The organism is Nonomuraea sp. KM90 (assembly GCF_052246675.1).
GTDB lineage: Bacteria > Actinomycetota > Actinomycetes > Streptosporangiales > Streptosporangiaceae > Nonomuraea.
Genome location: NZ_JBQQCB010000035.1, coordinates 1 through 26,007 on the forward strand (window position 1 = coordinate 1; position 26,007 = coordinate 26,007).

At 70.3% G+C, this 26,007-nt stretch carries 25 protein-coding genes, 2 rRNA genes and 1 pseudogene; 17 read left to right on the forward strand and 11 right to left on the reverse strand.

Annotated features, from left to right (window positions below):
- Together ACTWPW_RS29470 and rrf are read left to right on the forward strand one after the other, a co-directional pair.
- Positions 1-119 (forward strand): 23S ribosomal RNA (locus tag ACTWPW_RS29470); the annotation flags it as partial.
- Positions 120-201: 82 nt separating this feature from the next.
- Positions 202-318 (forward strand): 5S ribosomal RNA (gene rrf, locus ACTWPW_RS29475).
- 56 nt (positions 319-374) lie between these two features.
- Here rrf and ACTWPW_RS29480 read toward each other — a convergent pair.
- Positions 375-842, reverse strand: coding sequence for an Lrp/AsnC family transcriptional regulator (locus ACTWPW_RS29480; RefSeq protein ID WP_443170559.1), 468 nt, complete (start codon positions 840-842; stop codon positions 375-377).
- 126 nt (positions 843-968) lie between these two features.
- Between ACTWPW_RS29480 and ACTWPW_RS29485 the strand changes: the two genes are divergently transcribed.
- Both ACTWPW_RS29485 and ACTWPW_RS29490 read left to right on the forward strand, forming a co-directional pair.
- Complete coding sequence (locus ACTWPW_RS29485; RefSeq protein WP_375118648.1) at positions 969-1,856, forward strand: phenylalanine 4-monooxygenase; 888 nt, start codon at positions 969-971, stop codon at positions 1,854-1,856.
- A 33-nt stretch (positions 1,857-1,889) separates the two neighbouring features.
- Positions 1,890-2,846 (forward strand): serine hydrolase, encoded by a 957-nt coding sequence (locus ACTWPW_RS29490; protein WP_443170560.1) that lies wholly within the window; start codon positions 1,890-1,892, stop codon positions 2,844-2,846.
- Here ACTWPW_RS29490 and ACTWPW_RS29495 read toward each other — a convergent pair.
- Genes ACTWPW_RS29495 through pstS form a run of 5 tightly spaced genes read right to left on the reverse strand, consistent with a single transcriptional unit; the run spans position 2,815 to position 7,300 of the window.
- The gene (locus ACTWPW_RS29495; RefSeq protein ID WP_443170561.1) at positions 2,815-3,540 is read right to left on the reverse strand and encodes a response regulator transcription factor; all 726 of its coding nucleotides are present in this window, start codon (positions 3,538-3,540) and stop codon (positions 2,815-2,817) included. The two genes, ACTWPW_RS29490 and ACTWPW_RS29495, sit on opposite strands and share 32 nt — an antisense overlap.
- Positions 3,540-4,316, reverse strand: a complete 777-nt coding sequence (pstB, locus tag ACTWPW_RS29500; protein ID WP_375118645.1) for a phosphate ABC transporter ATP-binding protein PstB — start codon at positions 4,314-4,316, stop codon at positions 3,540-3,542. The genes ACTWPW_RS29495 and pstB overlap by 1 nt, the downstream gene beginning before the upstream one ends.
- Before the next feature lie 15 nt (positions 4,317-4,331).
- Entirely contained in the window at positions 4,332-5,207 is an 876-nt protein-coding gene (gene pstA, locus ACTWPW_RS29505; RefSeq protein ID WP_375118644.1) for a phosphate ABC transporter permease PstA, read from the reverse strand.
- The gene (pstC, locus tag ACTWPW_RS29510; protein WP_364125778.1) at positions 5,204-6,184 is read right to left on the reverse strand and encodes a phosphate ABC transporter permease subunit PstC; all 981 of its coding nucleotides are present in this window, start codon (positions 6,182-6,184) and stop codon (positions 5,204-5,206) included. Before pstC ends, pstA begins: the two co-directional genes overlap by 4 nt.
- Positions 6,185-6,190: 6 nt before the next feature.
- On the reverse strand, positions 6,191-7,300 hold the full coding sequence (gene pstS, locus ACTWPW_RS29515) for a phosphate ABC transporter substrate-binding protein PstS (protein WP_375118643.1): 1,110 nt from the start codon (positions 7,298-7,300) through the stop codon (positions 6,191-6,193).
- A 121-nt stretch (positions 7,301-7,421) separates the two neighbouring features.
- Here pstS and ACTWPW_RS29520 point away from each other — a divergent pair, with 121 nt between their 5' ends.
- Entirely contained in the window at positions 7,422-7,898 is a 477-nt protein-coding gene (locus ACTWPW_RS29520) for a low molecular weight protein-tyrosine-phosphatase (protein WP_364125783.1), read from the forward strand.
- Positions 7,895-8,680 (forward strand): fructosamine kinase family protein, encoded by a 786-nt coding sequence (locus ACTWPW_RS29525; RefSeq protein ID WP_443170562.1) that lies wholly within the window; start codon positions 7,895-7,897, stop codon positions 8,678-8,680. Before ACTWPW_RS29520 ends, ACTWPW_RS29525 begins: the two co-directional genes overlap by 4 nt.
- Positions 8,681-8,695: 15 nt before the next feature.
- Here ACTWPW_RS29525 and ACTWPW_RS29530 read toward each other — a convergent pair whose 3' ends face one another.
- Complete coding sequence (locus ACTWPW_RS29530; RefSeq protein ID WP_443170563.1) at positions 8,696-9,559, reverse strand: TetR/AcrR family transcriptional regulator; 864 nt, start codon at positions 9,557-9,559, stop codon at positions 8,696-8,698.
- Between the two features lie 58 nt (positions 9,560-9,617).
- Here ACTWPW_RS29530 and ACTWPW_RS29535 point away from each other — a divergent pair, with 58 nt between their 5' ends.
- Positions 9,618-11,318 carry a right-handed parallel beta-helix repeat-containing protein gene (locus ACTWPW_RS29535; protein ID WP_443170564.1) on the forward strand — a complete coding sequence of 567 codons (1,701 nt, stop codon included), beginning with the start codon at positions 9,618-9,620 and terminating at the stop codon, positions 11,316-11,318.
- On the opposite strand, the gene hisN is transcribed toward ACTWPW_RS29535, so the two are convergent.
- A complete protein-coding gene (gene hisN, locus ACTWPW_RS29540) occupies positions 11,315-12,112 on the reverse strand; it encodes a histidinol-phosphatase (RefSeq protein WP_375118639.1) in 798 nt (265 codons plus the stop codon). The two genes, ACTWPW_RS29535 and hisN, sit on opposite strands and share 4 nt — an antisense overlap.
- A 99-nt stretch (positions 12,113-12,211) precedes the next feature.
- Here hisN and ACTWPW_RS29545 point away from each other — a divergent pair, with 99 nt between their 5' ends.
- On the forward strand, positions 12,212-12,658 hold the full coding sequence (locus ACTWPW_RS29545) for a DUF4442 domain-containing protein (RefSeq protein ID WP_375118638.1): 447 nt from the start codon (positions 12,212-12,214) through the stop codon (positions 12,656-12,658).
- Between the two features lie 32 nt (positions 12,659-12,690).
- Complete coding sequence (locus tag ACTWPW_RS29550; protein ID WP_443170565.1) at positions 12,691-13,566, forward strand: hypothetical protein; 876 nt, start codon at positions 12,691-12,693, stop codon at positions 13,564-13,566.
- A gap of 453 nt (positions 13,567-14,019) precedes the next feature.
- Here the strand turns inward: ACTWPW_RS29550 and rsgA are convergent.
- Together rsgA and aroA are read right to left on the reverse strand one after the other, a co-directional pair.
- A pseudogene (gene rsgA / locus ACTWPW_RS29555) lies at positions 14,020-15,075 on the reverse strand (ribosome small subunit-dependent GTPase A); the annotation flags it as partial.
- A 705-nt stretch (positions 15,076-15,780) separates the two neighbouring features.
- Positions 15,781-17,163 carry a 3-phosphoshikimate 1-carboxyvinyltransferase gene (gene aroA / locus ACTWPW_RS29560; protein ID WP_443170566.1) on the reverse strand — a complete coding sequence of 461 codons (1,383 nt, stop codon included), beginning with the start codon at positions 17,161-17,163 and terminating at the stop codon, positions 15,781-15,783.
- Positions 17,164-17,571: 408 nt separating this feature from the next.
- Here aroA and ACTWPW_RS29565 point away from each other — a divergent pair, with 408 nt between their 5' ends.
- Both ACTWPW_RS29565 and ACTWPW_RS29570 read left to right on the forward strand, forming a co-directional pair.
- Entirely contained in the window at positions 17,572-18,318 is a 747-nt protein-coding gene (locus ACTWPW_RS29565) for an SOS response-associated peptidase (protein ID WP_364125805.1), read from the forward strand.
- A gap of 154 nt (positions 18,319-18,472) precedes the next feature.
- Positions 18,473-18,805 carry a TraR/DksA family transcriptional regulator gene (locus tag ACTWPW_RS29570; protein ID WP_364125807.1) on the forward strand — a complete coding sequence of 111 codons (333 nt, stop codon included), beginning with the start codon at positions 18,473-18,475 and terminating at the stop codon, positions 18,803-18,805.
- A gap of 54 nt (positions 18,806-18,859) precedes the next feature.
- Here ACTWPW_RS29570 and ACTWPW_RS29575 read toward each other — a convergent pair whose 3' ends face one another.
- The gene (locus tag ACTWPW_RS29575) at positions 18,860-19,600 is read right to left on the reverse strand and encodes a class I SAM-dependent methyltransferase (RefSeq protein ID WP_364125810.1); all 741 of its coding nucleotides are present in this window, start codon (positions 19,598-19,600) and stop codon (positions 18,860-18,862) included.
- A gap of 233 nt (positions 19,601-19,833) precedes the next feature.
- On the opposite strand from ACTWPW_RS29575, the gene ACTWPW_RS29580 reads away from it, so the two are divergent.
- The 6 genes from ACTWPW_RS29580 to ACTWPW_RS29605 all read left to right on the forward strand — a co-directional run bounded on the left by ACTWPW_RS29580 (position 19,834) and on the right by ACTWPW_RS29605 (position 26,007).
- Positions 19,834-20,439 carry a sigma-70 family RNA polymerase sigma factor gene (locus tag ACTWPW_RS29580; protein WP_043624264.1) on the forward strand — a complete coding sequence of 202 codons (606 nt, stop codon included), beginning with the start codon at positions 19,834-19,836 and terminating at the stop codon, positions 20,437-20,439.
- Complete coding sequence (rsrA, locus tag ACTWPW_RS29585; RefSeq protein WP_364125813.1) at positions 20,436-20,702, forward strand: mycothiol system anti-sigma-R factor; 267 nt, start codon at positions 20,436-20,438, stop codon at positions 20,700-20,702. The genes ACTWPW_RS29580 and rsrA overlap by 4 nt, the downstream gene beginning before the upstream one ends.
- A 10-nt stretch (positions 20,703-20,712) precedes the next feature.
- On the forward strand, positions 20,713-21,654 hold the full coding sequence (locus tag ACTWPW_RS29590) for an NAD-dependent epimerase/dehydratase family protein (protein WP_443170567.1): 942 nt from the start codon (positions 20,713-20,715) through the stop codon (positions 21,652-21,654).
- A 222-nt stretch (positions 21,655-21,876) separates the two neighbouring features.
- Complete coding sequence (locus ACTWPW_RS29595; protein ID WP_364125818.1) at positions 21,877-23,232, forward strand: HD-GYP domain-containing protein; 1,356 nt, start codon at positions 21,877-21,879, stop codon at positions 23,230-23,232.
- Positions 23,229-24,521 (forward strand): HD-GYP domain-containing protein, encoded by a 1,293-nt coding sequence (locus ACTWPW_RS29600; protein ID WP_375118633.1) that lies wholly within the window; start codon positions 23,229-23,231, stop codon positions 24,519-24,521. The genes ACTWPW_RS29595 and ACTWPW_RS29600 overlap by 4 nt, the downstream gene beginning before the upstream one ends.
- Before the next feature lie 121 nt (positions 24,522-24,642).
- Positions 24,643-26,007, forward strand: coding sequence for an acetyl-CoA carboxylase biotin carboxylase subunit (locus ACTWPW_RS29605; protein ID WP_443170568.1), 1,365 nt, complete (start codon positions 24,643-24,645; stop codon positions 26,005-26,007).

Below are 26,007 nucleotides of genomic sequence, written 5' to 3' on the forward strand. Positions count from 1 at the left end.
AGGTCTCCCACCATGAGAGTGGGTAAGGCTCCCGGTAGACGACCGGGTTGATAGGCCGGAGGTGGAAGCACGGTAACGTGTGGAGCTGACCGGTACTAATAGGCCGAGGACTTGACCACAAAGCATACTTTCGAGTTTTTGCTCGCGTCCACTATGTGATTCTGAGGCAGCAAGCGGTTTTGCTTGTGTGTTTCATAGGGTTACGGCGGTTATGGCGGGAAGGAAACACCCGGTTACATTCCGAACCCGGAAGTTAAGCTTCTCAGCGCCGATGGTACTGCACTCGGGAGGGTGTGGGAGAGTAGGTCACCGCCGGACAATCTTTTGGGGAGGGCCCCGACGTCAACGCGTCGGGGCCCTTTCTGCGTTTGTGGTCAGGGGCGGTCGGTGACGGCGGCCTGGAGGAGCGGCTCTATCCGGTGGGGGATCTGGGTGGAGAGCGCGATCGTGGTGTCCGTGCGCTGGATGGCCGGGGACGCCAGCACGTGGGCGATGATCTGCTGGAGGTGCTCGGTCGTGCGGGCCACCACGCGGCACAGCAGGTCGTGCTGGCCGCTCGTCCCGTGGACCTCCAGGATCTCGGGCACGGTCCGCAGCGCCGTCACGGCCTCGTCCAGGCGCCCCTGAGCTATCTGCAGCCACACGAACGCCAGGATCGGATACCCGGACCTGGCCGGCGACACGGTGGGGCCGAAGTCCTGGATGACGCCCCTCGCGGTGAGCTTCTCCACCCGGGCCTGGACGGTGCCTCTGGCGACTCCGAGGAGCCGGGCCAGTTCGGTCAGGCCGATGCGGGGGTTGGCGCGCATGGTGACCAGCAGCCTGGCGTCTAGATCGTCCATGCCGCCTCCTCCTACACTGTGCGATTCGACCAGGATCTGGGTCGTTTGTCGTGCGAAATCCAGCGTATCGCGCAGCTGAATTGGGCGCTCTTGCCAGGAAAAGCGGGAGTTGCTGTCATTTGGGGCATGTTTGAGGAAGCACAGTATTTTGCGCCGGTCGCGGCCCAGGAGGATGGGTCCGTGGTGGTCGAGCTGTCGGCGTCGCATCCGGGGTTCGCGGACCCGGTGTACCGGGAGCGGCGGAACGCGATCGCCGGGCTGGCGGTGAACTACCGGCCGGGCACGCCCATTCCGGCCGCGGAGTACACCGAGCAGGAGCACGAGGTCTGGCGGACGGTCACCAGGGAGCTGGGGGTCAAGCACGCCAAGTACGCCACGGCCGAGTATCTGGCGGGTGCCGCGCGGCTGGGGCTGCCGGGCGACCGGATCCCGCAGCTCGAAGAGGTGTCGGAGCTGCTGGAGCCGTTGACCGGGTTCCGGTATCTGCCGGCGGCGGGGCTGGTGCCGCTGCGGGAGTTCTACGGGGTGCTGGCGGACGGGTTCTTCCACTCCACGCAGTACATCCGGCATCATTCCGTGCCGTTCTACACTCCTGAGCCCGATGTCATCCATGAGGTGATCGGGCACGCCAACGCGCTGGCGCACCCTCGGTACGCCGCTCTCTACCGGCTGGCGGGGCAGGCCGCGCGGCGGGTCGAGGGGGAGGAGGCGCTGGAGTTCGTCTCCAAGGTGTTCTGGTTCACGATGGAGTTCGGGGTGATGCGGGAGGCGGACGAACTCAAGGCGTACGGGGCGGGGATCCTGTCCTCGTACGGGGAGATCGAGGAGTTCCGGGGGATGGACATCCGGCCGCTGGACCTGGCTCTCATGGGCGCCACGCAGTACGACATCACGAAATATCAGGATGTGCTGTTCCGGGCCGAGTCGGTCCAGCACCTGGAGGACGTCGTGGGAGGCTTCTGGGCCACCTGTGACGACGACTCGATCGCGAAACTGATCGCCGCCGGTGTCTAGCGGCATGTCGCGAAATTTCGTGATAATGCTCGGGTGATCGCGGCCAGGGCCAAGGCGATACCTCGACTGGTCATCGCGCTCGCCCTGGTCATGCCGCTGATATGGGTAAAGGGGCCGGCGCCTCCGGAGGTGGGCTCCGCCGCCGTGCCCTCGCCCGGCAGCGTGCACCTCGCGGGCCCGGTCACCGTCCTGCCCGGGGTGAAGCAGGCCAGGATGATGGTGGAGAGCCTGGGGACGGCCTCCGTGCCGACGGTTCCGGACAAACGCATCTCCGAGCGGCTCGACCGCTATCTGGCCGGGCGGCCGGGGCCGGTCACGGCCATGGTGAAGGATCTGGCGACCGGGCGGGTCTACCGCTATCACGCGGGCGAGCGGCTGATCACGGCCAGCACGGCCAAGGTGCAGATCCTCGTGGCGTTGCTGCTGCGTACGCCGTGGAAGAAGCTGCCGGCCGCGGTCCGGCGCGATGCCGAGCTGATGATCCGCTACAGCGACAACCATGCCGCGGACCGCCTGTGGCTGCGGATCGGCGGGGTGGGCGGGTTCGACGCGGCGGGGAGGCGGCTCGGGCTGAAGCACACGCGGGGCGTGGCCGGTGACTGCCTTGACCTGTATTGCTGGGGGATCACCAGGACGTCGGTGGATGACCAGGTACGCCTCATGGCGGCACTGGTGTCCGGGAAGAGCCCGCTCAAGGCCGGCGATCGCGAGCAGGTGCTCAGGCTCATGGGCGCGGTCGTCGACGGCCAGGACTGGGGCATCAGCGCCGCCGCGTGCGAGGGCGACCGCGTGGCGCTGAAGAACGGCTGGCTCAAGCGCGTCTCGACCGAGCGCTGGGCCACGATCAGCGTGGGGCTGATCAGGGGCGACGGGCGCGACTACGCCGTTGCCGTACTCACCGAGGGGAGCCCAGAGGTGGCGTACGGCATAGCGACGGTCGAAGGCGTGACCAAGCGGATCATGCAGGACTTTCGGCGATGCCCGGGGTGACCAGCCGGTAGCCCACCCCGCGTACGGTCTGGATGAGCCGGTCGTCCTCGTCACCCAGGCGGGCCCGCAGCCGCTTGACGTGCACCGCGATCGTGTTCGTCGAGGTGTTCGCGGCGGCGTGCCAGACGTGGCGCATGATCTGCTCGCGCGTCACCGTGCGGTCGGCGTTGCGCATCAGGTACTGCAGCAGCTCGAACTCCCGCAACGGCAGGTGCACGGCGCGCCCGGCCACGCGTACCTGGTAGGCCTGTACGTCCAGCTCGACCCCGCCCACGGCGAGCACCTTGCGGGACTCGGGCGAGGCCGCCTGGATGAACGGCAGCAGTTCCGGCACCCGGTAGGGCCTGGCCACGCAGGCGGCGGCCCCTGCCGCGAGCGCGCGTACGGCCTGCTCGGCGTGCCCCTCGCCGACGCCGAGCAGCACGGGCACGGCCCGCGCCAGGCGTACCGCGCGTACGAACTCCACCGCGTCGATGACCGGCAGCGTGGCCGAGACGAGCACCACGTCCGGCTGCAGGGCCCCCGCCTGCAGCAGCCCCTGAGCACCGTCGGACACCCCCGTGACGGCCACGCCCTCGCGTTCGAGGGCCGTGGCCACCTCCTCCACGACGGAGTCGTCGGGGTCGGCGATGAGCAGTACGGGCTTGGTCCTCGTGTCCCCGTTCATCGTGGATGCCGCCTGCTGTTGGGTCATCAGCCGAAGCGCCCCGTGATGTAGTCTTCCGTGGCCTTCTCGGTCGGGTTGGTGAACATGCGGGAGGTCTCGTCCATCTCGATGACCTTGCCCGGCTTGCCCTGCTCGGCCAGGTTGAAGAACGCGGTCCTGTCGCTGACCCGGGCGGCCTGCTGCATGTTGTGGGTGACGATGACGATCGTGTACTCGTCCTTGAGCTTGGCCATCAGGTCCTCGATGGCCAGCGTGGAGATCGGGTCGAGCGCCGAGCACGGCTCGTCCATCAGCAGGACCTGCGGCTTGACCGCGATGGCCCGGGCGATGCAGAGCCGCTGCTGCTGACCGCCGGACAGGCCCGCGCCCGGCTTGTTGAGGCGGTCCTTGACCTCGTTCCAGAGGTTGGCGCCCTTGAGCGACTCCTCGACGATGCCGTCCATCTGCGACTTGCTGACGCGGCCGTTGAGGCGGAGGCCGGCCGCCACGTTCTCGTAGATCGACATCGTGGGGAACGGGTTCGGGCGCTGGAAGACCATGCCGATCATCCGGCGGACGGAGACGGGCTCGACGGTGGGGGCGTACAGGTCGTCGCCGTCGAGCAGCACCTTGCCCTCCACGCGAGCACCGGGGATCACCTCGTGCATGCGGTTGAGCGTGCGCAGGAACGTCGACTTGCCGCATCCGGACGGGCCGATGAACGCGGTGATCGAGCGGGGCTCGATGGTCATCGACACGTCCTCGATCGCCTTGTGCGACCCGTAGTACGCGTCGAGACCCGAGACCTGGATCTGCTTGGACATTGCGGTGATTACCCCCTATCGGCCCCTGGCGGGCGAGCGCCACCAGGCGATCAGGCGCGCCACCAGGTTGAGCAGCATGACGATCAGGATGAGCGTGAGGGCTCCGGTCCACGCCCGGTCGACGGCGGTGTCGTTGGGACGGGCCGCCTGGTCGAAGACGAAGAGGGGAAGGCCCATCTGGGGCCCGGAGAACGGGTCGTTGTTGATGGAGTTCGTGAAGAACACCGTCATCAGCAGCGGCGCGGTCTCACCGGCGACACGGGCCACGGCCAGCATGATGCCGGTGACGATGCCGGTGAACGCGGTCGGCAGCACGACCTTGACGATGGTGCGCCACTTGGGCACGCCCAGCGCGTACGAGGCCTCGCGCAGGTCGTTGGGCACCAGCCGGAGCATCTCCTCCGCGGACCGGACGACCGTCGGCATCATCAGGATGGACAGCGCCAGCGCGCCCGCCCAGCCGGAGTACTCGAAGCCGAGGAAGAGGATCCAGAACGCGAAGATGAACAGGCCGGCAACGACCGAAGGGACGCCGGTCATGACGTCCACGAAGAAGCTGATGGCGCGGCTCAGCCGGCCGTTGTTGCCGTATTCGACCAGGTAGATCGCGGTGAACAGACCGATCGGCACCGAGATGACCGAGGAGAGCAGGATCTGTTCCAGGGTTCCGATGATCGCGTGGTACGCGCCGCCGCCGGCGTCTCTCGCACCGATGCCGTTCATCGAGTGCGTGAGGAACTCCAGGTCGAACCGGGCCAGGCCGTTGGAGATGACCAGCCAGAGCACCGAGATGAGCGGCACCACGGCCAGCGCGAACGCCAGGTAGACCAGGCCCTGGACGACCCGGTCCTTGATCCGGCGGCTGGTCGAGATGTGTTGGATCGAGGTCATGCGCCGGCCCTCGCGTACTCCTTGCGGCGGTTGATGATCAGGCGCGCGCCCATGTTGACCAGCAACGTGATGACGAACAGCACCAGACCGGACGCGATCAGGGCGCCTCGGCCGATCTCGGTGGCCTCGCCGAAGCCGTTGGCGATGTTGGCGGCGATGCTGTTGGCGTGCGGGGTGAGGATCTCGAAGGTGATGTCGAAGGTGGCGGGGAAGATCAGCGCGACCGCGATGGTCTCGCCCATGGCGCGGCCGAGGCCGAGCATGGCGGCGCTGATGACACCGGGACGGCCGAACGGCAGCACGGCCATTCTGATCATCTCCCAGCGGGTGGCGCCGAGCGCGAGCGCCGCCTCCTCGTTCATCTTCGGCGCCTGGAGGAACACCTCGCGCGTGATGGCCGCGATGATCGGCAGGATCATGATGGCCAGCACGATCGATCCGGCGATCATGGTCTTGCCGCCGATGGCGCCCTCGCCGGCGAACAGCGGGAACCAGCCGAGGTGCTCGTTGAGCCACTGCGACGGCGTCCTGATCAGCGGCACCAGGAACGCCAGGCCCCACAGGCCGTAGACGACGCTGGGGACGGCGGCGAGCAGGTCGATCAGGTAGCCGAGCGGGGCGGCGAGCCTGCGGGGCGCGTAGTGGGAGATGAACAGCGCCACGCCGACCGCGATGGGGGTCGCGATGACGAGGGCGATGCCGGAGCTGAGCACGGTACCGAACGCCAGAGCGCCGATGCCGAACACGCCGCTGCTGTTGGGCTCCCAGGTCAGGTCGAGGAAGAAGCTGCCCTTGTTCGCCTGCAGGGCGGGGATCGCCTCGCTGATGAGGAAGACGGCGATGGCCGCCATGATCGCCAGCAGGATGACGCCCGCCGCGGTGGAGACGAAGCGGAAGGGCCCTTCACCATGGCTGCGCCGCGAGGCGGACCGGCTCGTGGCCGGCCCGCCATCACGGGTGCGTACGTTGGTGGTCATGGGGTGTTAGGAGATCGCCTCGACAGCGGTCCGGACCTTGGTGAGCAGAGCTCCCGACAGCGGGGCGTAGCCCAGCTCCTTGAGCGCTGCCTGGCCCTCGTCGCTGGCCGTGTAGGTGAGGAAGCTCTTGACGATCTTCTGCTGGTCGGCCGGCAGGCCCTTCTCGCAGGTGATCTCGTACGTCACCAGGACGATCGGGTAGGCACCCGCGGTCTTGGTGGCGTAGTCGATCGACAGGGCCAGGTCGTTGCCGGTGCCCTTGATCTCGGCGGTCTCGACCGTCTTGGCCGCGCTCTCCGGGGTGAGCTCGACGAACTCGCCGGCGCCGTTGGCGACCTTGGCCTTCTGCAGCGAGGAGTTCTCGGCGAAGGAGAGCTCGACGTAGCTGATGGCACCCTCGGTGTCCTTGACCGAGGAGGCGATGCCGTCGGAGCCCTTGGCGCCCTGGCCCTTGGCCTCGGCCGGCCAGGCCTTGGCGGGCTCGTACGGCCACTCGGCGGTGGCCTTGAGGAACTTGGTGAAGTTGTCGCTGGTGCCCGACTCGTCCGAGCGGTGGAAGGCCTGGATCGGGGTGGAGGGCAGCGTGGCGTCGGGGTTGTCGGCCTTGATGGCGGCGTCGTCCCACTTGGTGATCTTGCTGCTGAAGATCCCGCCGAGCGTCTTGGGCGTCAGCTGCAGGCCCTCGACGCCGGGAAGGTTGTAGACGACCGCGACCGGGCCGGTCACCATCGGGATGTTGATCGCCTTGCCGGTCTTGCACCGGGCGTCGGCCTGGGCGGGCTCGTCCTCCTTCAGTGCCGAGTCGGAGCCGGCGAAGGCGACCTGGCCCTGAATGAACGCCTGCACACCCGCGCCCGAGCCGCTGGGCTGGTAGTTCAGGGTGACACCGGGGTTGGTGGCCGTGAAGTTCTTCGTCCACTCGGTGATCGCGTTGGCCTGGGCCGAGGAGCCCGCGGCGTTGATCGAGCCGCTCAGACCGTTGTCATTGCCCGCGGCGGGGGCGCTGGCAGAAGCGGAGCTGGTGCCGCTGGTCCCGGCGTTGTTGTCTGTGCCGCACGCAGCGAGCGAGAGCGCGCCGACGACGGCGACGGCGGCGAGCCGGCCTGCATACTTCACGGTTGGGTTCCTCCCACTTGGTCCTTAGTCGCCATGAAAGCTATGCAGCGAAGGTGACTCAGACCCCCCAACGAGGGTGAACGTTCGGTGAACGCACCAGGTCACCCTCATGATGGGTGTTATGACTTATCGCGTATGCCTGGTGTGCATGGGGAACATCTGCCGCTCGCCGATGGCCGAGGTCGTGCTCCGTCAGACCCTCGCGGACCGCGGGCTGGGCGACCGCGTCACCGTCGAGAGCGCCGGGACCGGCGGCTGGCACGTCGGGGATCCGATGGACGAGCGGGCGCTGGAGATCTTGGCCCAGCACGGCTACGACGGCTCGACGCATCGGGCCCGGCAGTTCACCAAGGACTGGTTCGACCGCTACGACCTCGTGCTCGCCATGGACCGGGACAACGTCTCCAACCTCCGGCGGCTCGCCCCGGCCGGGGTGGAGGTGCGGCTGTTCCGCTCCTTCGACCCGGCCGCGCCGGAGGGGGCCGAGGTGCCGGATCCGTACTACGGGGGGCCCGAGGGGTTCGAGGAGGTGCTCGGGCTGGTGGAGGCCGCTTCCGAGGGGGTGGCCAAGCACATCGCCGACGAGATTCCCAAGTGAGGTTCACCGAGGATCTGGGCTCGTCGCACGGCTGGCGGCTGCGGCGGGGCGTGCTGGACGACGGGCGCGAGGTGTTCGCCAAGAGCGGGGCGGCCTCCGAGGTCTTCGCCTCGGAGGCCGCCGGGCTGCGCTGGCTGGGCGAGGTCGCCGCGGTGCCCGAGGTGATCGACGTGGGGCCCGACCGGCTGGTGCTCTCCTGGGTACGCCAGGAGCGGCCCACCGCCGCGGCCGCCGAGCGGTTCGGGCGGTCGCTGGCCCGGCTGCATCGCTCGGGGGCGCCGGGGTTCGGCGCGCCGTGGCCGGGGTTCATCGCCGAGCTGCCGATGGACAACTCGCCCGCCGGCGACTGGCCGTCCTTCTACGCGGAGCGGCGGGTGCTGCCGTTCCTGCGGATGGCGCGGCTGCCCGCCTCGGACGTCGCGCTGGTGGAGCGGGCCGTGTCGCGCTTCGGCGAGGTCGCGGGGCCGGCCGAGCCGGTGGCGCGGATCCATGGGGACCTGTGGAGCGGGAACGTGTTGTGGTCCGGTGGCGACGGGGTGCTGATCGATCCGGCGGCCCATGGCGGGCATCGGGAGACCGATCTGGCGATGCTGGACCTGTTCGGGCTGCCGTACCTCGATCGGGTGCTGGGGGCGTACCGGGAGGAGTGGCCGCCGGCCGAGGGGTGGCGGGAGCGGGTGCCGCTGCACCAGCTCCATCCGCTGCTCGTGCACGTGGTGCTGTTCGGGGGCGGCTACCGGGACAGCCTGATGAGCGCGGTGCGGCGGGTGCTGGCGCTCTGAGCGGATCCTGCCGCCTCAGCCGGTCTTGCGTTTGCGGTACGCGCGTTGCCGGCAGGCGCGGGAGCAGTAGACACGAGGGCGGCCCGACTCGGCCGGCTCCAGGGGGATGCCGCATTCCTGGCAGTTTTCGTCACGGGTTTCGTCACGCTCGCGAATGAGGGCCTCGATGCCGTCCAGGAGACGGCGCAGGCCGAACTCGAAGGTGTCCTCCGGGTGGTCCCAGCCGCCGCTCTCCCAGAGGCCGGAGATCGTGGGGTATTGGTCGAGGCGCTCGAACAGGGAGTCGCGGGCGCCCCACCACTCCTCCTCGGACACGCCGCTGCGGCGCTCCTCGCGCCGGGTCTCCAGCAGGAGCAGGGCCTCGGCGTCCACGAACCGGCCGACCAGGCCGATGGCCGCGATCACCTCCCACGGCCGCAACGCGGTGCCGGTGAGGGTGGCCAGCATGTAGTCGTACTGGGCGACGCCGTTGGGGCCGGGCAGGTGGCGACTGCCGCGCACCTCGGCCAGCCACGGGTGCCGCTCGCGGATCCGCCACGCCTGCCTGGCGACCGCCTCCAGCCGCGGCCGCCAGCCCTCCTGCGACGGGGGCTCTTCCGTGGTCTCCTTCGGGGGCTCGTCCGCGTGCTCGCCCATGACCTCGTCGCGCATGAGGTCGACGAGCTGGTCGCGGCCGGGCACGTGGCGGTAGAGCGACATGGTCGTGAAGCCGAGCCGGTCGGCGACCTTGCGCATGGACAGGCCCTCCAGGCCCTCGGCGTCGGCCAGCTCGATCGCGGCGCGCACGATCCTGCCCAGGCTGAGGCCGGGGCGCGGCTCGCGCTCCTCCTCCCGCCACAGCAGCTCGACGCCGTCGTCCGGGTCCCGCGTCATTGGCATCTTCCTAGTTTATGGTGTACTAATTCGTGTACAGCATAAACATCGAAAGGCGGTTGGGATGTTCCACTTCCACGTCGCGCCATCCGGGGACGACTCCTGGTCCGGCTCCGTCGAGCGCCCGTTCGCCACCCTCGAACGTGCCCGGTCGGCGGCCCGCGAGGCCCCGGGCGAGGCCGTCGTGCACCTCAGGGGCGGGACACACGTGCTGACCCGCCCGTTCGAGCTCACCGGGGCCGACTCGGGGACCGTCTACCGGGCGTACGGGCACGGCACCTCCGCCCGGGAGGAGGTCGTCGTGAGCGGCGGCCGGCGGATCGAGGGGTGGCGGGTGCGGGACGGCGTCTGGCGGGCCGAGGTCGGCGACCTCGAGACCCGCCAGCTGTACGTGGAGGGCCGCCGGGCCGCCCGCGCCGCCGTCCCCGGCCTGCCCGGGGCGGCGGCCGTGACCGCCACCGGCTACGTCACCGACAGTGCCGCGCCGCGCGAGTGGCGGGACGTCGAGTTCGTCTACCGGGGCGTCTATCCGTGGACGGAGGCCCGCCTCGGGGTGGCCGGGATCTCGGCCGACGGTGACTCGACGGTGATCACCATGGCGGAGCCCGGCTTCGGGTGGGCCGTCGAGCTGTACAACTCCACCTGGGCGGGCAACACCTCCGCCGGTCCCGGCCTGCCCACCGCCGTCGAGAACGACGCGAGCTTCCTGCGCGAACCGGGCACCTTCGTGCTCGACCGGTCCCGGCCGGGGGATCACGTGCTGCTGTACCTGCCCCTTCCCGACGAGGATCCCGCGCGTACGCGGGTGGTCGCGCCGGTCCTGGAGACGCTGCTGAGCGTCGCCGGGGCGCGGGACGTCTCGTTCGAGGGGCTGGTGTTCGCCGACGCCACATGGGTGCGGCCCGGCCGGCCGGAGGGCTTCCCGCACTATCACGGCAGCGGTTACTACGAGGGCGGCGGCGTCGAGACGGCGTTCGTGGGGGACGACGGGTCCGTGACGTATCCCGCCCATTCCGTCACGATCCCTGCCTGCGTGACGTTCGACGACGTGTCCGGCGTGGTGATCGAGGGCTGCCGGTTCACCCGCATGGGGGCCTCCGGGCTGGGCGTCTCCGGGGGCGACGGGCTCACCGTACGCGGCTGCGACTTCGACACGCTGTCCGCCGGGGCGATCGTGGTGTCCGGGAGCCGGGCGACCACGATCGAGGACAACCGGGTGCGTCGCGTGGGGCTGGAGTACAGCGGGTCGCCGGGGATCTCCGTGACCGGCACGCGGGGCTGCGTCATCGCGCACAACGAGATCGCCGAGGTGCCCCACTGCGGCATCGTGGCCGGGCCGGGCGAGGGCACCCGGATCGTGCGCAACCTGACCGTGGACACCATGCAGGTGCTGGCGGACGGGGGCGGGGTGTACCTGTCCGGGCCCCAGGGCGACTCGGCCGAGACCGGGGCCGTGGTGCGGGGCAACGTCATCAAGGACACGCGCACGCCGTACAACTTCGGGCTCTACACCGACTACGGGGCCAGCTGGGTGACCGTCGAGGAGAACGTCGTCATGCGGGCCGACAACACCGCCGTGCTGCACGTCGGGCCGCCGCTGGAGAACGTGGTCTACCGGGGGAACTTCTGGGACGCCGACCCGCTGGGGCACGACGATCCGCCGGCCGGCGTGACGTACGAGGGGAACACGACCATCAAAGATGAACGGGAGCTGAACGCCGCCACCGCCGGCATCCAGGCCAGGGCCGGTCTCCTGCGGACCTAGCTCTTGACGGTGGTGCCGTTGAGGCGGTTGAGCACCTCGTCGTGCAGGACGCCGTTCGTGCAGACGAGGCTGCCGCCCTCAAGGCCCTTCACCCCGGCCACGTCGGTCCAGACGCCGCCGGCCTCCTCGACGATCACGGTGAGCGCCGCCATGTCCCACGGCGACAGCTCGGGCTCGGCCGACAGGTCCACCGACCCCTCGGCGACCATCATGTGCGACCAGAAGTCGCCGTACGCCCTCGTGCGCCAGCAGGCGCGGCTGAGGTCGAGGAAGTTGTCGAGCCGGCCCGTCTTCTCCCAGCCGCCGAAGCTCGAGTACGAGAACGAGGCGTCCTCCAGGACGGACACGGACGACACCTGCATGCGGGACGCCTTGGTCAGGCTCTTGCCCGTCCACGCCCCGCCCTCGGCCGCCGCCCACCAGCGCCGGCCGAGCGCGGGGGCCGAGACCAGGCCGACGACGACCTTGCCGTACTCCATGAGCGCGATCAGGGTCGCCCACACGGGCACGCCGCGTACGTAGTTCTTGGTGCCGTCGATGGGGTCGATGATCCACGACCGGGCGCCCCACCCGGTCCTGCCGAACTCCTCGCCCACGACCGCGTCACGCGGCCTGGCGCGGCGCAGCGTGCCCCGGATCGCCTCCTCCACCGCGCGGTCGGCATCGCTGACCGGCGTCAGATCGGGCTTGGTCTCGACCTTGAGGTCGACAGCCTTGAACCGCCGCATGGTCATGTCATCGGCGGCGTCCGCCATGACATGCGCGAGGCGAAGATCATCGGAATAACCCTGCACGATCGCCCACGCTATCGTGTCGGGTATACCGAACATCAGTCACCAACGCCCCTTTTCTGGTAACCCGCATTCCAGTTACCGACCAGTAGCATGTCCAGCATGTCGGTAGATGTCGGTGCGCTGATGCTCCAGTCGGTCCCTTTTGCCCAGACATTGGGCATCGTTTTTGATTCGGTGGCGGACGGGCGGGCGATCTGCCACGTTCCCGACCGCGCGGAGTTCCGCAACCATGTGGGCGGCCCGCACGCGGGGGTGCTCTTCACCCTCGCGGAGTCCGCGTCGGGGGCCGCCGTGCTGTCGTCGCTGGGCGACCAGCTGAGCCGGGCGACGCCGCTGCCGACGACCGCCACCATCGAGTTCCGGAAGGTCGCCGAGGGAGAGGTGCGGGCCGAGGCCAGGCTGCTGGCGAGCCGGGAGGAGGTAGTGGCCCGGCTGGACGCGGGGGAGCGGCCGGTGTTCGACGTCGCCGTGGAGGTCACGAACGCCGACGGCGTGGTGGTCTCCGCCCTGACGGTCACCTGGACCCTGCGCCCGAACCGGCCTTGACAGCCGAAGGCGATCACGGGCGATGATCGGCTATGAACGCCTTGATCCGGATCGCCCTCGTGGGTGCGGTGATCGGGCTCGGTGAGTCCGTTCTCGTGGTCTGTGTGTCCGAGCGGAACGTCCTGCTCGCGTTCCTAGCGATGGTGTTCGTACCCTTCCCGGTGAGCATGGCGCTGTGCTGGTGGGGCAAATTGCCGCATTGGTGGCTGGTGTCGGTGCTGGGGCCGATGGCCGTCATCTTCTCCTTCTTGTTGACGCTCGCCGTCGGCGTCGATGCCTCGGTCGCCGGCGACTTGGGCATCGGTGAATGGGGTGGTCGCCTCATCCTCATGGGCGTCGGCGCGGGCGCCTTCGCCTTCGCCGGGGCCCTGGTCATGCCGATGCACCGGGCCCTTCGCCTCACCACGCTCGGGGTGGTCGTCGCTCTGTGCGCCGCCTCGTGGGTGGGGGCGGACGTGATCAGGATGGCCGGTGTGACGTGGCAGTCGGCGTCGAAGGGGGTGCCCGTCGTCGCGCCCGACCTGCCGGAGCACCGACTGGTCCTCGCCGACCTGGAGGAGGGCGCCGTGGCGGACGTGCTCCGGCTCTCGTACGAGCGGCGATTCGATCAGGGGGATCTGTCCGTCCTCGTCGCATCGGTGCGCGAGCAGACCGCTCGGGAGGCGTGCGAGTCGCCGTCCCGGATGGACGGCACGCCGGTGGGTGAGGGGTTGCCGGCCACCTGCCGGGAGGTTTGGGGCGGGAGCTGGGTCCGTACCGAGGTGGGCAGCACGTCGGTGCTCGCCGTGCGTGGTGACGCGCTGGTGGAGGTCCAGAGCGCGTGGCTGACGGAGGCGCAGCTGCTCGCCGTGCTGCCGACCGTCCGCCCGGTCGACGCCTGGGACCTGGCCGCCGCCAGGCGACCGTGACGACCGTCAGGAGGGGCCGCCGGAGACGGTCCTGCGGCGGGGACGTCTCCCGGCGTCGTCCGTGACAGCCGTGGGGGCGGCGGCTCTCCTCGGTGCCGACCGTGACCGCGTGGCTCCCTAGCGGCGGGTCTTCTTCGGGGCGTCCGGCGTGGGCTCGTCGTCGCCGGGCTCGGCAGGGTTGTGTGCGGTGAGCCGGCGGTGATTTCCGTCGGGGCTCTCTGCGTCGGGGCTCGTTGGTTCGGAGTCCTCCGCGTCGCGGTCCTCTGTGGGAGTGCCCTCCGCAACGGGGCCCTCTGCGTCGAAGTACTCCGCGTCGGGGTCTTCCGCGTCGGGGTCCTCTGGGTCGAGGTCTTCCGCGTCGAGGGCTTCTGCGGTGGAGAGGGCAGATGGGGGTTGGCGGCGGGGTTCGGTTGGGCCGTCTGGGGAGGTCGGTTCCCGGCGGGGTGCGGTGGGGTCGTCGGGGGTGCCCTCGCGGCTGGACAGCAGGCGGCGCAGGGACTCCAGGCGGGCCGGGTCGGCTTTGCCCGCCGCGACCAAGGCGTCCAGCGCGCAGCCCTCCCCGAGATGGGTGCAGCCCTTCGGGCAGTCCACCGTTGCCTCGATCAGGTCGGGGAACGCCGCCAGCACCGTTTCCACCGACACGTGCGCCAGCCCGAAGCTGCGTACGCCGGGCGTGTCGATGATCCAGCCCCCCTCCGGCAGCTCCAGGGCCACGGCGGAGGTGGAGGTGTGGCGGCCGCGGCCGGTCACCGCGTTGACCTGGGAGACGGCGCGGTTGGCGTCGGGGACGAGGGCGTTGACCAGCGTGGACTTGCCCACGCCCGAATGGCCCACCAGGACGCTGATGCGGCCCGTCAGGTGGTCGCGCAGCTCGTCCAGGGGACCGCCCTTGTGGACCACGACGTGCGAAACGCCCAGCGGCTCGTAGAGGGCCACCAGCTCGTCGGGCGAGGCGAGGTCGGGCTTGGTGAGGCAGAGCAGGGTGTCGATCTCGGCGTCGAAGGCCGCCACCAGGATCCGGTCGATCATGCGGGGCCGCGGCGGCGGATCGGCCAGCGCGGTCACGATGACGAGCTGGTCGGCGTTGGCCACGACCGGGCGCTCGATGCCGTCGGTGTCCTCGGTGTCGTCGGCCGAGCGGCGCAACATCGACGTGCGCGGCTCCACGCGTACGACCCGGGCCAGCGTGTCGGGACGGCCCGAGACGTCTCCGACCAGGGCCACCCGGTCGCCCACGACGATGCCCTTGCGACCCAGCTCGCGCGCCTTCATGGCCACCACGAGGCGGCGCTGCGGCTGCTTGCGCTTCTGGGCCGACCCCTTCGGGCGCTCCGGCTCGACCAGCGTCGTGTAGCGGCCCCGGTCCACGGCCACCACGAACCCTTCGACGGCGTCTTCATGCGCAGGACGAATCCGGGTCCGGGGCCGGGAGCCCTTGCCCGGCCTGACCCGTACGTCGTCCTCGTCGTACTCCCGCTTTCTCAGCGGTCTGCTCCCATGCGCTCGCATCCCCTCTGTTGTGCTCTGTGCGTGATCCCTTGCTGCGGGACGAGGTCGCCGCGGCCCCTGGCCGCGGACCCGCCCGCCGGACGGGGCCCGTGACGCGCCAGGCCCTTGGGACCCGGCTCACTCACGCCGAAGTGCTCCGTGTTGTAGCCGGTGCCCCGGCCCGTGGCGCCGGTGCCCCGACTTGTGGTGCCGGTGCCCCGACCTGTGGTGCCGGAGCACCGACTTGTGGTGCCGGTGATCCGGCGGTCCCGGCACGCGTCGCCGGTGTCCGTGGTGCGTCGTTCCACGTGCCGGGTGCTCCGACCCTTGGTGCCGGCGCTTCTCGTGCGCCGGCCCACGCAGCCGGCTGCCGTGGCGCCCCGGCCCGTGAGGTCGGTGCTGCTGGTGTGCCGGCACACGTGGCCGGAGCTCTCCGTGCGCCGGCACGTGCGGCCGGTGCCCGGGGGGCGCCGTCTCGTGTGGTCGGTGCTGCTGGTGCCTCGACCCGCGGTGCTGGTCCGTCGATATGGGAAGTCCGTGTTGGTGGTGCGGGTGCCACCTGGGCCTGGACAGGTGGCGGCGTCGTGCTGGTGGATCTTTTCATCGCCATTCGGGCAGCGCGTTGTCACGTGCCGCCCTTTTCCGAAGTGCCCGGCGCTTTCGCGGTGAAACCAGCGCCCGCGGGACGGTGTGCATCGGCCCTGCTCACGCCTGGAAGGACGTTTGTCATCGGGCTTCCAGCATCGCCGTCCACATCTGGACGAACTCCGGCAGGGTCTTGGCGGTCGTCGCGATGTTCTCCACCTCGACGCCGGGCACCGCGAGGCCGATCACGGCCCCGGCCGTGGCCATGCGGTGGTCGTCGTAGCTGTGGAAGGTGCCGCCGTGCAGCGGGCGGGGGCGGATGATCAGGCCGTCCTCGGTCTCCTCGGCGTCGCCCCCCAGGCGGTTGATCTCGGTGGCGAGCGCGGCCAGCCGGTCGGTCTCGTGACCGCGCAGGTGGCTCACTCCCCGGATGCGGCTCGGCGTGGAGGCCAGCGCCGCCAGGGCGGCGATCGTGGGGGTCAGCTCGCCCACGTCACGGAGGTCGGTGTCGATGCCGGTGATCTGGCCTGTCCCCGTGACCACGAGGTCGGTCGTCCGGGAGGCGGGGCGCTGATCGCCCGCGCCCGCGGACGAGCCTGATTCAGAGCCTGCTTCAGGGCCTGATTCGGAGCCTGATCGGGAGGCGGTTTCGGCGGCGGGGGAGGAGCGGGTGACCGTCGCGCCCATGGTGGTGAGCAGGTCGCGCAGGGCGTCGCCCGCTTGCGTGGTGTGCACCGGCCAGCCGGGGATCGTCACCGTGCCGCCGGTCACCAGCGCCGCCGCCAGGAACGGGGCCGCGTTGGACAGGTCGGGCTCCACCGTCATGTCCCTGGCCGTGATCGGGCCGGGCTCCACCCGCCACATGTCGCGCTCGCCGTCGTCCACCGTGACGCCGGCCGCCCTGAGCATCTCCACGGTCATCTCGATGTGCGGCTGCGAGGGCACCGGCGGGCCCACGTGGCGGATCGTGATGCCCTTCTCGAACCGCGCCGCCGCCAGCAGCAGGCCCGAGACGAACTGCGACGAACCCGACGCGTCCAGTGTGACCTCGCCGCCCGTCAGCGGCCCGCTGATCGTGAACGGCAGGGCGTCGTTGTCGATCCGCGCCCCGAGCGAGCGCAGGGCGTCGAGGATGGGGCCCATCGGGCGCTTGCGCGCGTGCGGATCGCCGTCGAAGGAGACGGGACCGTCGGCGAGCGCGGCGACCGGCGGCACGAACCGCATCACCGTGCCCGCCAGGCCGGCGTCGATGTGCGCGCCGCCGCGGATCGGGCCGGGCGTCACCTGCCAGTCGACCCCCGCGGCGCTCTCCCGGGTGGACTCCAGAGTCGTGCCCAGAGCTCGCAGCGCCGCCACCATCAGGTCGGCGTCGCGGCTGCGCAGCGCCTGCCGCACGACCCCCGGGCCGTCGGCGAGCGCGGCGAGGAGGAGGGCACGATTGGTCACCGACTTGGAGCCGGGCAGCGGGACGGTGGCGTCGACCGGGCCGGTCGCCGCCGGGGCGGGCCAGTGCGGAGCGGGCATGGTCAAAGAGTACTGGCCGTGGCGGGGCGGGGGTCACAGCCTGTGGATAACGACTGGCGCACCGTTGTGCCCTGTGGATGACGTGGATGACGTGGGTGATGGGGACAGCGGGCACGGCGGGGACGGCGGGGACGCGGGCTTGACGGGACGACGGCAGGAGCGGCGGTCAGGCGGGAATGGCGGGCGTGGGTGTAGGCGGTCCTGTGAACGGGCGGTCGCGGAGCGGGCATCGGCGGCGGGCGAGGGCAGGGGAAAGCGGGCGGGGACAGCGGGCGAGGGCGGGGACAGCGGGTGGACGGCAGGGGGCGGACGGCAGTGGGTGGAGGTGGCGGGTAGCGGGTGGGTGGGGCAGAGGGGCCGGGATCGGGCGGACATGCGAGCGAAAGCCGGACGTGGCAGTGTGGGGTCATGTGCGGTAGATACGCCTCGGCGCGCAAGAAGCACGAGCTGCTCGAGGAGTTCCAGGTCGAGCAGGACGGTGACCCCGAAAAGGAGCTCGGCGCCGATTACAACGTCGCGCCCACCAAGAACGTCTACGCCGTGCTGAGCCGCGTGCCCAAGGAGGCCGAGCGGGCGGTACGACAGCTCAGGATCGTGAAGTGGGGCCTGGTGCCGGCCTGGGCCAAGGACCCGTCGATCGGCTCGCGGCTGATCAACGCCAGGGCCGAGACGCTGGCCGAGAAGCCGTCGTTCCGGCAGGCGTTCGCCAAGCGCAGGTGCCTGCTGCCGGCCGACGGCTACTTCGAGTGGATGCCGGTCGAAGGCGAAAAGAAGAAGAAGCAGCCGTACTTCATCCACCCGGCCGACGGCGGGGTGCTGGCCATGGCGGGCCTGTACGAGTTCTGGAAGGACCCGTCGCGCGACGACGACGACCCGCTCAAGTGGCTGGTGACCTGCACCGTCATCACCACGAACGCCGAGGACCAGCTCGGCCGCATCCACGACAGGATGCCCATGATGATCGAGCGGGAGCGTTGGGCGGAGTGGCTCGACCCCAAGCTGACCGACACCGCCCAGGCCGCGGAGCTGCTGGTGCCCGCCGAGTCGGGGCGGCTCACCGCGTACGCGGTCTCCACGGATGTCAACAACGTGCGGAACAATGGCTCAGACCTCATCAAACCTCTCCCCGAAGAGGAGGAAACCGCGCTTTTCTAAAGGTGTAAGAAGCACGGTAAGTGGGCATCCGGTGAGGAAAGCGATGCATCCGTTTACTCGATGTCACCGCCAAAAATGCCCCCAATTGCACCGGGCGGGACATCCGGGGAGTCCTAGCCGCGGGTTGCCCTCACTCACCCGGAGGTGCGGATTCGTGGACGTCACGACCGCTCGTGAGCGGCTGGAAGAAATGCTCGCGGAGCTGGACCGCTCGATCGGGGTCCTGCAGGGCGACCCTGTCGCCGTGCGTGAGCACTCGGCGGCGGACGCCGGCTCGGACCTGACCGACAACGACCGCGCCCAAGCCATGCTGACCGTGGCCACCGCGCAGCGCCGCGCCGTCATCGAGGCGATCAAACGCCTTGAGGAAGGCGTGTACGGCAGGTGCGTCGACTGCGGCACGCCGGTGCCGGAAGGTCGCCTGGAGGCCCGCCCTGAGGCCGCGCGCTGCGTGCAGTGCCAGGGCAAGAAGGAACGCCGTCGCTGAGAGCGCGTACGCCGCCGGACACGAAGAACGGCGGCGCCGCACCCAGAGGACGGGTCACCCCTTGCGGACGCTGGCCACCAGGTGGATGCCGACCGTGTCGTCGTCGTCCGGATGGGCCTCGAGCTCCGTGCGCACCAGGTAGTTGAGCGCCCGCGCGTCGGACCCGAGCACGTGGTCCACCGTGGACGGCGACAGCACCGTGCGCGGCCGCATCCACTCCACCTCGAGCCCGGCGCCCATCAGCAGCTCGCGCAGCTGCCCGCTGCTGAAGCAGCGCGTGATGCTGCCGTCGGGCCACGGCACGAGCATGACCTCACCGGTCTGCCGCAGGTGCTGCCACTGCTCCTGCTCGGCCAGGATCGCCATGCCGAGCACCAGCGAGTCGACGCACACCAGCGCCCGCCCACCCGGCCGCAGCACCCTGGCCACGTCGCTCATCGCCGACTCGGCCATCAGCTCGATCGACATCACCCGCTCTTCGGCGAGCACCGCGTCCACGCTCGCGTCGGGCAGGAACGCGAGATCGTCGGCGCGTACGTGGCGGACGCGGTCCGCGTCGCGCAATCGGGACTGCCCGTCGACGGTCCGGCGGAAGTCGAGCACCTCGATCACCCGGTGCCCCGCTCTCGCGGCCTGACCCGACCATCGCCCGCGGCCGCCGGAGAGGTCGAGGATCACGGAGGGTTCGCCGGGGAGCCATCGGTTGAGTTGTTCGGCGGCGACGGCGCGGTAGAAGGTCCAGTACGGCCCGAGCGTCCCTGAGCCGTTCAGTTCCTCGGCCGGAATGGGCAGCACACGCGACTCCTGGGTTCCGGAAAAAGGGCTACCAGCCGGTACGTATGACGTTCCCCGCACCGGGTCCTTCGTACCTTCTATCTTGCGGGAACAGACAAGGGCGCGGGCGTGTTGCGACGAGCATGCTCACATTGGTCGACCCCCAGCCCGCTGACCGACTGGTCACGGGCCAGCGGGTATCCTCCCCTGAGTACGGTGTTCCGCCACAGCCGGCCACCGGTGATCTTAGGGGGGTGGGTCCGGTGCCCGCGACAGGCGCGGAGACGCTGGAGCAGCGAAGCGAGCGATTCGAGCGCGACGTCATGCCGTATCTCGAGCAGCTCTACTCCGCCGCGCTCCGGATGACCCGAAATCCCGCGGACGCGGAGGACCTGCTGCAGGAGACCTTCGCCAAGGCGTTCGCGTCGTTCCATCAGTTCCAGCAGGGCACGAATCTCAAGGCGTGGCTCTACCGGATCCTGACCAACACCTTCATCAACAGCTACCGCAAGAAGCAGCGGGAGCCCAAGCAGTCGGGCACCGAGGAGATCGAGGACTGGCAGCTCGCGCGGGCCGAGTCCCACACCTCGAGCGGCCTGAAGTCGGCCGAGGTGGAGGCGCTCGAGCATCTCCCCGACGGCGACATCAAGCAGGCCCTCGCGGCCCTGCCCGAGGAGTTCAGGATCGCGGTCTACCTGGCCGACGTCGAAGGCTTCCCCTACAAGGAGATCGCCGACATCATGGGCACTCCCATCGGGACCGTGATGTCGAGGCTGCACAGGGGACGCAGGCAGCTGCGGGGCCTCCTTGAGGACTATGCTCGCGAGCGTGGCCTGGTCCCGGCGGAGGGATCGAAATGAGCTGTGGCAACCCGCACGACACCGACTGTCGCGAAGTGCTCGACAAGGTCTACGCCTACCTCGACGGTGAGCTGACCGAGGGCGACGTCGCCGGCATCCGCGTGCACCTCGACGAGTGCAGCCCGTGCCTGCAGGAATACGACCTGGACAAGGCGATTAAGGCGCTCGTGGCCAAGCACTGCGGTTGTGACCCGGTCCCCGCGGATCTGCGCTCGAAGGTGCTGGCCCGCATCGCGCAGGTGAGGTCGGAGCTGTCCGACTAGGATTCACCCCATGCGCGTGTTGGTCACCGGGGGTGCCGGGTTCATCGGTTCGAATCTCGTCGATCGCCTGCTGGCCGACGGCCACGAGGTGGACGTGGTGGACGATCTGTCCTCCGGCAGCAGGGACAACCTGGCCGGCGCCGCGACCAGCGACCGGTTCAGGTTGCACGAGATGGACATCCGCGATCAGGCCCTCACCGGCCTGATGGCGGAGCTGCGGCCGGAGGTGGTCTGCCATCTGGCCGCGCAGATCAGCGTGCGCAAGAGCGTGGCCGACCCGGCGCACGACGCCCGGCTCAACGTCGAGGGCACCGCGTCCGTGCTCGCCGCGGCTCAGGAGGGGCGCGCGCGCAAGGTGGTGTTCGCCTCGTCGGTGGCCGTCTACGGCCGCCCGGCGACGATCCCCGTGCCCGGTGACGCGGCGACCGACCCGCGCTCGCCGTACGCCGCCTCGAAGCTGAGCGGCGAGATCTACCTCGCCACGTTCCGCGCGCTGCACGGCATCGAATACACCACGCTGGTGCTCTCCAACGTCTACGGCCCGCGCCAGTCGCCGGACGGCGAGGCGGGAGTCGTGTCGATCTTCACCGACTCCCTGCTCAAGGGCACGCCCACGGTCCTCTACGGCGACGGCACCCAGACCCGCGACTACATCTACGTCGACGACGTGGTCGACGGCTTCGTCCGGGCGTGCGGGCAGGACGGCGACGGCCGCCGGTTCAACCTCGGCACCGGCATCCAGACCACCGACCGCCGCCTGCACTCGCTGATCGCCGACGCGGCCGGCGCCCAGGACAAGCCCGGCTTCGCGCCCCCGCGCCCGGGCGACCTGCCGGCGATGGCGGTCGATCCGGTGCCCGCCCACGACGGGCTCGGCTGGCAGCCGCGCACCGACCTGCCCACCGGGTTGAAGAAGACCGTCGAATGGGCTGCCGCGCGTCGCACCAGGTAGTTGATTGATTACGCTTTGCTTGCGATTTCCGACTCCGCCCATGCGGTTGCGCCGTCTTCTGTAGCGTGAACCCCAGAAGTCGACGTGGAGGCATGTGGATGTTGAAGGTGACGGTCGCCCGGCTGCTCACGGCCATCGTGCTGATCACTCCGGTGGTCATGGTGGTCGGCGGGGTGGTTCCTCCCGGGGTGTCCTGGACCTGAACACCGTAGGGGGGCCGCAATGCGTGATCTGCCGTGGCCCGCAAGGGTCTATCTGGTCGCCGTGATCGGCGCGGCGGCCGCTCTCATCGCACGTGACGTGATCGTCTCCGGCACGCCCGTGGCCACGGAGGACCTCGACATCCTCCTGGTCCTCGCGCTGCTGTTCCTGGTGTGCGAGTCGATGCCGACGCTGCTCAACGTGGAGCAGTTCGCGGTGTCGGTCAGCTTCTCCGCCTCGCTGGCGGCCGTGGTGCTGATCGGCCCGGAGGGCGCGGCGGTGGTGGGGCTCACCGCGGTCCTCAGCGTGCGACCGGGGCTGCCGCTGGTCAAACGGCTGTTCAACGGCGCCCAGTTCGCCATCTGCGGCTACGTGGCCGGGCGGGTGTACGAAGCGCTGCACGGCAAGGTGGGAGTGCCGGGCGTCAACGCGTTCGACGACCTCATCGGCCCCTACGCCGCCGCCACCGCGGTCTTCGTGCCGCTCAACATCGCGCTCACGCTCACCATGATCGGGCTGGCCACCCACGTGCGGGCCACCGAGGTGCCGCTGCGGGGGATGGCGCAGTTCCTGCTGTCCTACCTGGGATACGGCACCTTCGGGCTGCTCGTGGCGGGGTTGTGGGCCACGGTGGCGTCGATCTCGGCCGTGCTGGTGCTGCTGCCGCTGTTCGTGGCGCGCTGGGCGTTCGGCCAGTATCACGCGCAGCAGCGCTCCTACGACGCCACCATCGCCGCGCTCTGCCAGGCGGTCGAGACCAAGGACTACTACACCAGGGGCCACTGCACGCGCGTCTCGCACGCCTCCTCGATGATCGCGCAGGAGATCGGCATGGGGCTGGATCGGGTCCGGGCCATCCGCTACGCGGGCATGCTGCACGACGTCGGCAAGCTCGGCGTGCCGACCAAGGTGCTGCAGAAGGACGGGCCGCTCACCGAGGAGGAGTTCGCCGCGATCCAGCTCCACCCGATGCGGGGGCTGGAGATCGTGCGCGGGATCGGCTTCCTCGACGAGGCGTACGCCGGGATCATGCACCACCACGAGCGCCACGACGGCACCGGCTACCCGATGGGCCTGGCCGGTGACGAGATCCCCGAGTTCGCCAAGGTGATCGCGGTGGCCGACGCGTTCGACTCGATGACCTCCGACCGCTCCTACCGCGGCGCCAGGCCGGTCCCCGAGGCCGTGGACGAGCTGCGCAAGAGCGCGGGCACCCACTTCGATCCCGTGATGGTGGCGGCCTTCATCCGGGCCCTCGACCGCGAGCCGTGGCAGCCGCCGCGTCGCGTGGACCCGCCGCCGCCCGAGGCCACCGAGACCCCGATCAAGGACCACGACGACCCGACCATGCCCATCCAGGTCGTGATGGGGCCATGATCACCACAGAGCGCGTCAGGCGTACCGATCGGTCGGTGAACACCGTCCTGCGCAGGCTCGACTCCGGGCAGCTGCTGCTCATCTGCGCGGCGGGCCTGGTCGCGCTCGTGGGCGTGGCGCACACCGCCGCCGTCGGGCTCGACCGCCCGGAGATCGCGGTCGGGTTCGGGGCGCTGATCGCGGTGGGCGAGCTGGCCAGGCTGACCATGCCGGGCAACCGGGAGGTCGCGCCGATCGGCGCCGCCGCCGCGCTGGGCTACACGCTGCTGCTCGACCTGAGCCAGAACCCGCTGAGCCACTCCGCGCTGCAGGTCGTCGCCGTGATCGCGGTCGGCATGATCGCGGGAGCGCTGCCGCACCTGGCGGTGGGCCGCCCGCCGCGCCTGGACGCCATGGCCAGGCGGCTGCTCACCGGCGCGCTGCTGGCTTTCGCCTTCCGGCCGCTGGCCGGCCCGCTCTACGAGCTGACGAAGGAGCCGACCAGGACCTGGTGGCCGGCGCTCGTGGTCATGGTCACGCTCATCGCGATCACCCTGCTGATCGACGTGCTGATCGCCGCCATGCTGCGGGCCGAGCAGGTCCGTACGGCGTTCAGGGTGGCCGTGCGCGACGAGCTCAACATGGCCTTCCCCCTGGGGGCCGCCGTGGCCTCGTCGGGCGTGCTGCTGGCGCTGGCCACGCACAGCATGGACCTGGTGGCGCTGCTGGTGTTCGCCGCGCCGCTCCTGGTGACGCAGGTGGCCTTCCGCAAATACGCCGGGATCCGCGCCACCTACCTGCAGACCGTCCGCGCCCTGTCGCGCGTCACCGAGGTCGGCGGCTACGTCGAGCCCGGCCACTCGCGCCGGGTCAGCCGCCTGGCCGTGGCCATCGGCAGGGAGCTGGGCATGGCCGAGCCGGAGCTGCTCGAGCTCGAATACGCCGCGCTGATGCACGACATCGGCCAGCTCTCGCTGCGCGACCCGATCCCGGGCGGCGCCACCGTGCTGACCGAGCCCGAGCAGGCCCGCCGCATCGCCGAGCTGGGCGCGGAGGTGATCAGGCAGACGGGCGTGCTCGACCGGGTGGCCGAGGTGGTCAGCCGGCAGTGCGATTCGGTCACCGACGACCCGCCGCTGTCGAGCCGCATCATCAAGGTGGCCAACGCCTACGACGACCTGGTGGGGCCGTCGACCGACCGCGACCGCGGGGGTGCCGCGCTGGAGCGCATCCGCCTGTCCTCGGGGAGCGCGTACGATTCCCATGCGGTCGAGGCGCTCGCCCGGGTGATCGACCGCGGGCGGGTCTGACCTCTACAGCCTGCCCGGCCTCCAGGGGGCCGCCTTTGTGGGGTTCCTACAGATCGTGCTCACCGGATCGGTGGTTAAGGGGGAAAGGGGTCAAGCCGGTCGCGGTCATAGGGTGGTCGGCGTGCTTATCGAGACGCTCGGACCCGTTCTGATCGCCAACCGGGGGGAGATCGCGCGGCGGATCATCCGCACGGTCAAGCGGATGGGGCTGCGCGCCATCGCGGTCCACTCCGAGGCCGACGCCGACCTGCCCTTCGTGCGCGAGGCCGACGAGGCCGTGCTGATCGGCCCGGCCCACCCGGCGCAGAGCTATCTCGACATCGCGAAGGTGCTGGAGGCGGCCCGCGCGACGGGTGCGAAGTCGGTCCACCCCGGTTACGGGTTCCTCGCGGAGAACGTCGCGTTCGCCCGTGCCGTGATCGACGCCGGGATGGTCTGGATCGGGCCGTCGCCCGAGGCCATCGACCGGATGGGCGACAAGATCAACGCCAGGAACCTCATGGAGGACGCCGGCGTGCCGGTCGCCGCGGGCACCCGCGCGCCGGTCACCGATCTGTCGCTGGCGCTCAGGGCCGCCGATGCGATCGGCTACCCGGTCATGGTGAAGACCGCGGGCGGCGGCGGTGGCATCGGGATGAGCGTGGCCCACGACGACGAGGGGCTGGCCAAGGCGTACGAGCAGGCGGCCAGGGCGGCGGCCCGGTTCTCCGGCGACGCCCTGGACGGCCCGGCCGTGCTGCTGGAGCGCTATGTCGAGCGGGCCCGCCACGTCGAGGTGCAGATCCTCGGCCTGCCCGGCGGCCGGGTCGTGGCGCTGGGCGAGCGCGACTGCTCGGTGCAGCGCCGCCACCAGAAGGTCGTCGAGGAGTCCCCCTCGCCGGGCATCACCCCCGAGCTGCGCGAGCGCATGCTGGCCGCCGCCGTGCGGGCCGGCGAGGCCGTCGGCTACCTGGGCGCGGGCACGGTCGAGTGCCTGGTCGACGCCGACGAGCAGGACTTCGTCTTCCTGGAGATGAACACCCGGCTGCAGGTGGAGCACCCGGTCACCGAGCTGGTCACCGGGCTCGACCTGGTCGAGCTGCAGCTGCGGGTGGCCGCCGGGGAGAGCCCCGAGGTGCGCGCCGAGCCCAGGGGGCACGCGATCGAGTTCCGCGTCTACGCGGAGGACCCCAAGCGGTTCCTCCCCGGCCCTGGCAAGATCACGATCTGGGACGAGCCGTCCGGCGACGGCGTACGCGTGGACTCCGGCTACGAGGTGGGCAACACGGTCACGCCGTTCTACGACCCGCTGATGGCCAAGCTCTGCGTTCACGGCGCCGACCGGGAGGACGCGTTGGCCAAGGGGCGCAAGGCGGTCGCCGCGTTCACCGTTGAGGGACCGAAGAACAACCTGCCATTCTGTGCAGAGCTGCTGGAGAACGCGGAGTTCGCCACCGGCGACTACGACACGGGTCTGGTCGCGCGGATGCGCTCCTGGACCGCATGA

Bases quoted from the DNA above. Each gene is read 5' to 3' on its own strand.
- ACTWPW_RS29485 (WP_375118648.1), top strand. From the start codon at position 969: ATGTTTGAGGAAGCACAGTATTTTGCGCCGGTCGCGGCCCAGGAGGAT.
- ACTWPW_RS29545 (WP_375118638.1), top strand. From the start codon at position 12,212: ATGTCGGTAGATGTCGGTGCGCTGATGCTCCAGTCGGTCCCTTTTGCC.
- ACTWPW_RS29495 (WP_443170561.1), bottom strand. From the start codon at position 3,540: ATGACCCAACAGCAGGCGGCATCCACGATGAACGGGGACACGAGGACC.
- rsrA (WP_364125813.1), top strand. From the start codon at position 20,436: ATGAGCTGTGGCAACCCGCACGACACCGACTGTCGCGAAGTGCTCGAC.
- pstC (WP_364125778.1), bottom strand. From the start codon at position 6,184: ATGACCACCAACGTACGCACCCGTGATGGCGGGCCGGCCACGAGCCGG.
- ACTWPW_RS29520 (WP_364125783.1), top strand. From the start codon at position 7,422: ATGACTTATCGCGTATGCCTGGTGTGCATGGGGAACATCTGCCGCTCG.
- ACTWPW_RS29565 (WP_364125805.1), top strand. From the start codon at position 17,572: ATGTGCGGTAGATACGCCTCGGCGCGCAAGAAGCACGAGCTGCTCGAG.
- ACTWPW_RS29530 (WP_443170563.1), bottom strand. From the start codon at position 9,559: ATGCCAATGACGCGGGACCCGGACGACGGCGTCGAGCTGCTGTGGCGG.
- pstB (WP_375118645.1), bottom strand. From the start codon at position 4,316: ATGTCCAAGCAGATCCAGGTCTCGGGTCTCGACGCGTACTACGGGTCG.
- ACTWPW_RS29600 (WP_375118633.1), top strand. From the start codon at position 23,229: ATGATCACCACAGAGCGCGTCAGGCGTACCGATCGGTCGGTGAACACC.
- ACTWPW_RS29590 (WP_443170567.1), top strand. From the start codon at position 20,713: ATGCGCGTGTTGGTCACCGGGGGTGCCGGGTTCATCGGTTCGAATCTC.
- aroA (WP_443170566.1), bottom strand. From the start codon at position 17,163: ATGCCCGCTCCGCACTGGCCCGCCCCGGCGGCGACCGGCCCGGTCGAC.
- ACTWPW_RS29550 (WP_443170565.1), top strand. From the start codon at position 12,691: ATGAACGCCTTGATCCGGATCGCCCTCGTGGGTGCGGTGATCGGGCTC.
- ACTWPW_RS29535 (WP_443170564.1), top strand. From the start codon at position 9,618: ATGTTCCACTTCCACGTCGCGCCATCCGGGGACGACTCCTGGTCCGGC.
- ACTWPW_RS29480 (WP_443170559.1), bottom strand. From the start codon at position 842: ATGGACGATCTAGACGCCAGGCTGCTGGTCACCATGCGCGCCAACCCC.
- ACTWPW_RS29595 (WP_364125818.1), top strand. From the start codon at position 21,877: ATGCGTGATCTGCCGTGGCCCGCAAGGGTCTATCTGGTCGCCGTGATC.
- pstA (WP_375118644.1), bottom strand. From the start codon at position 5,207: ATGACCTCGATCCAACACATCTCGACCAGCCGCCGGATCAAGGACCGG.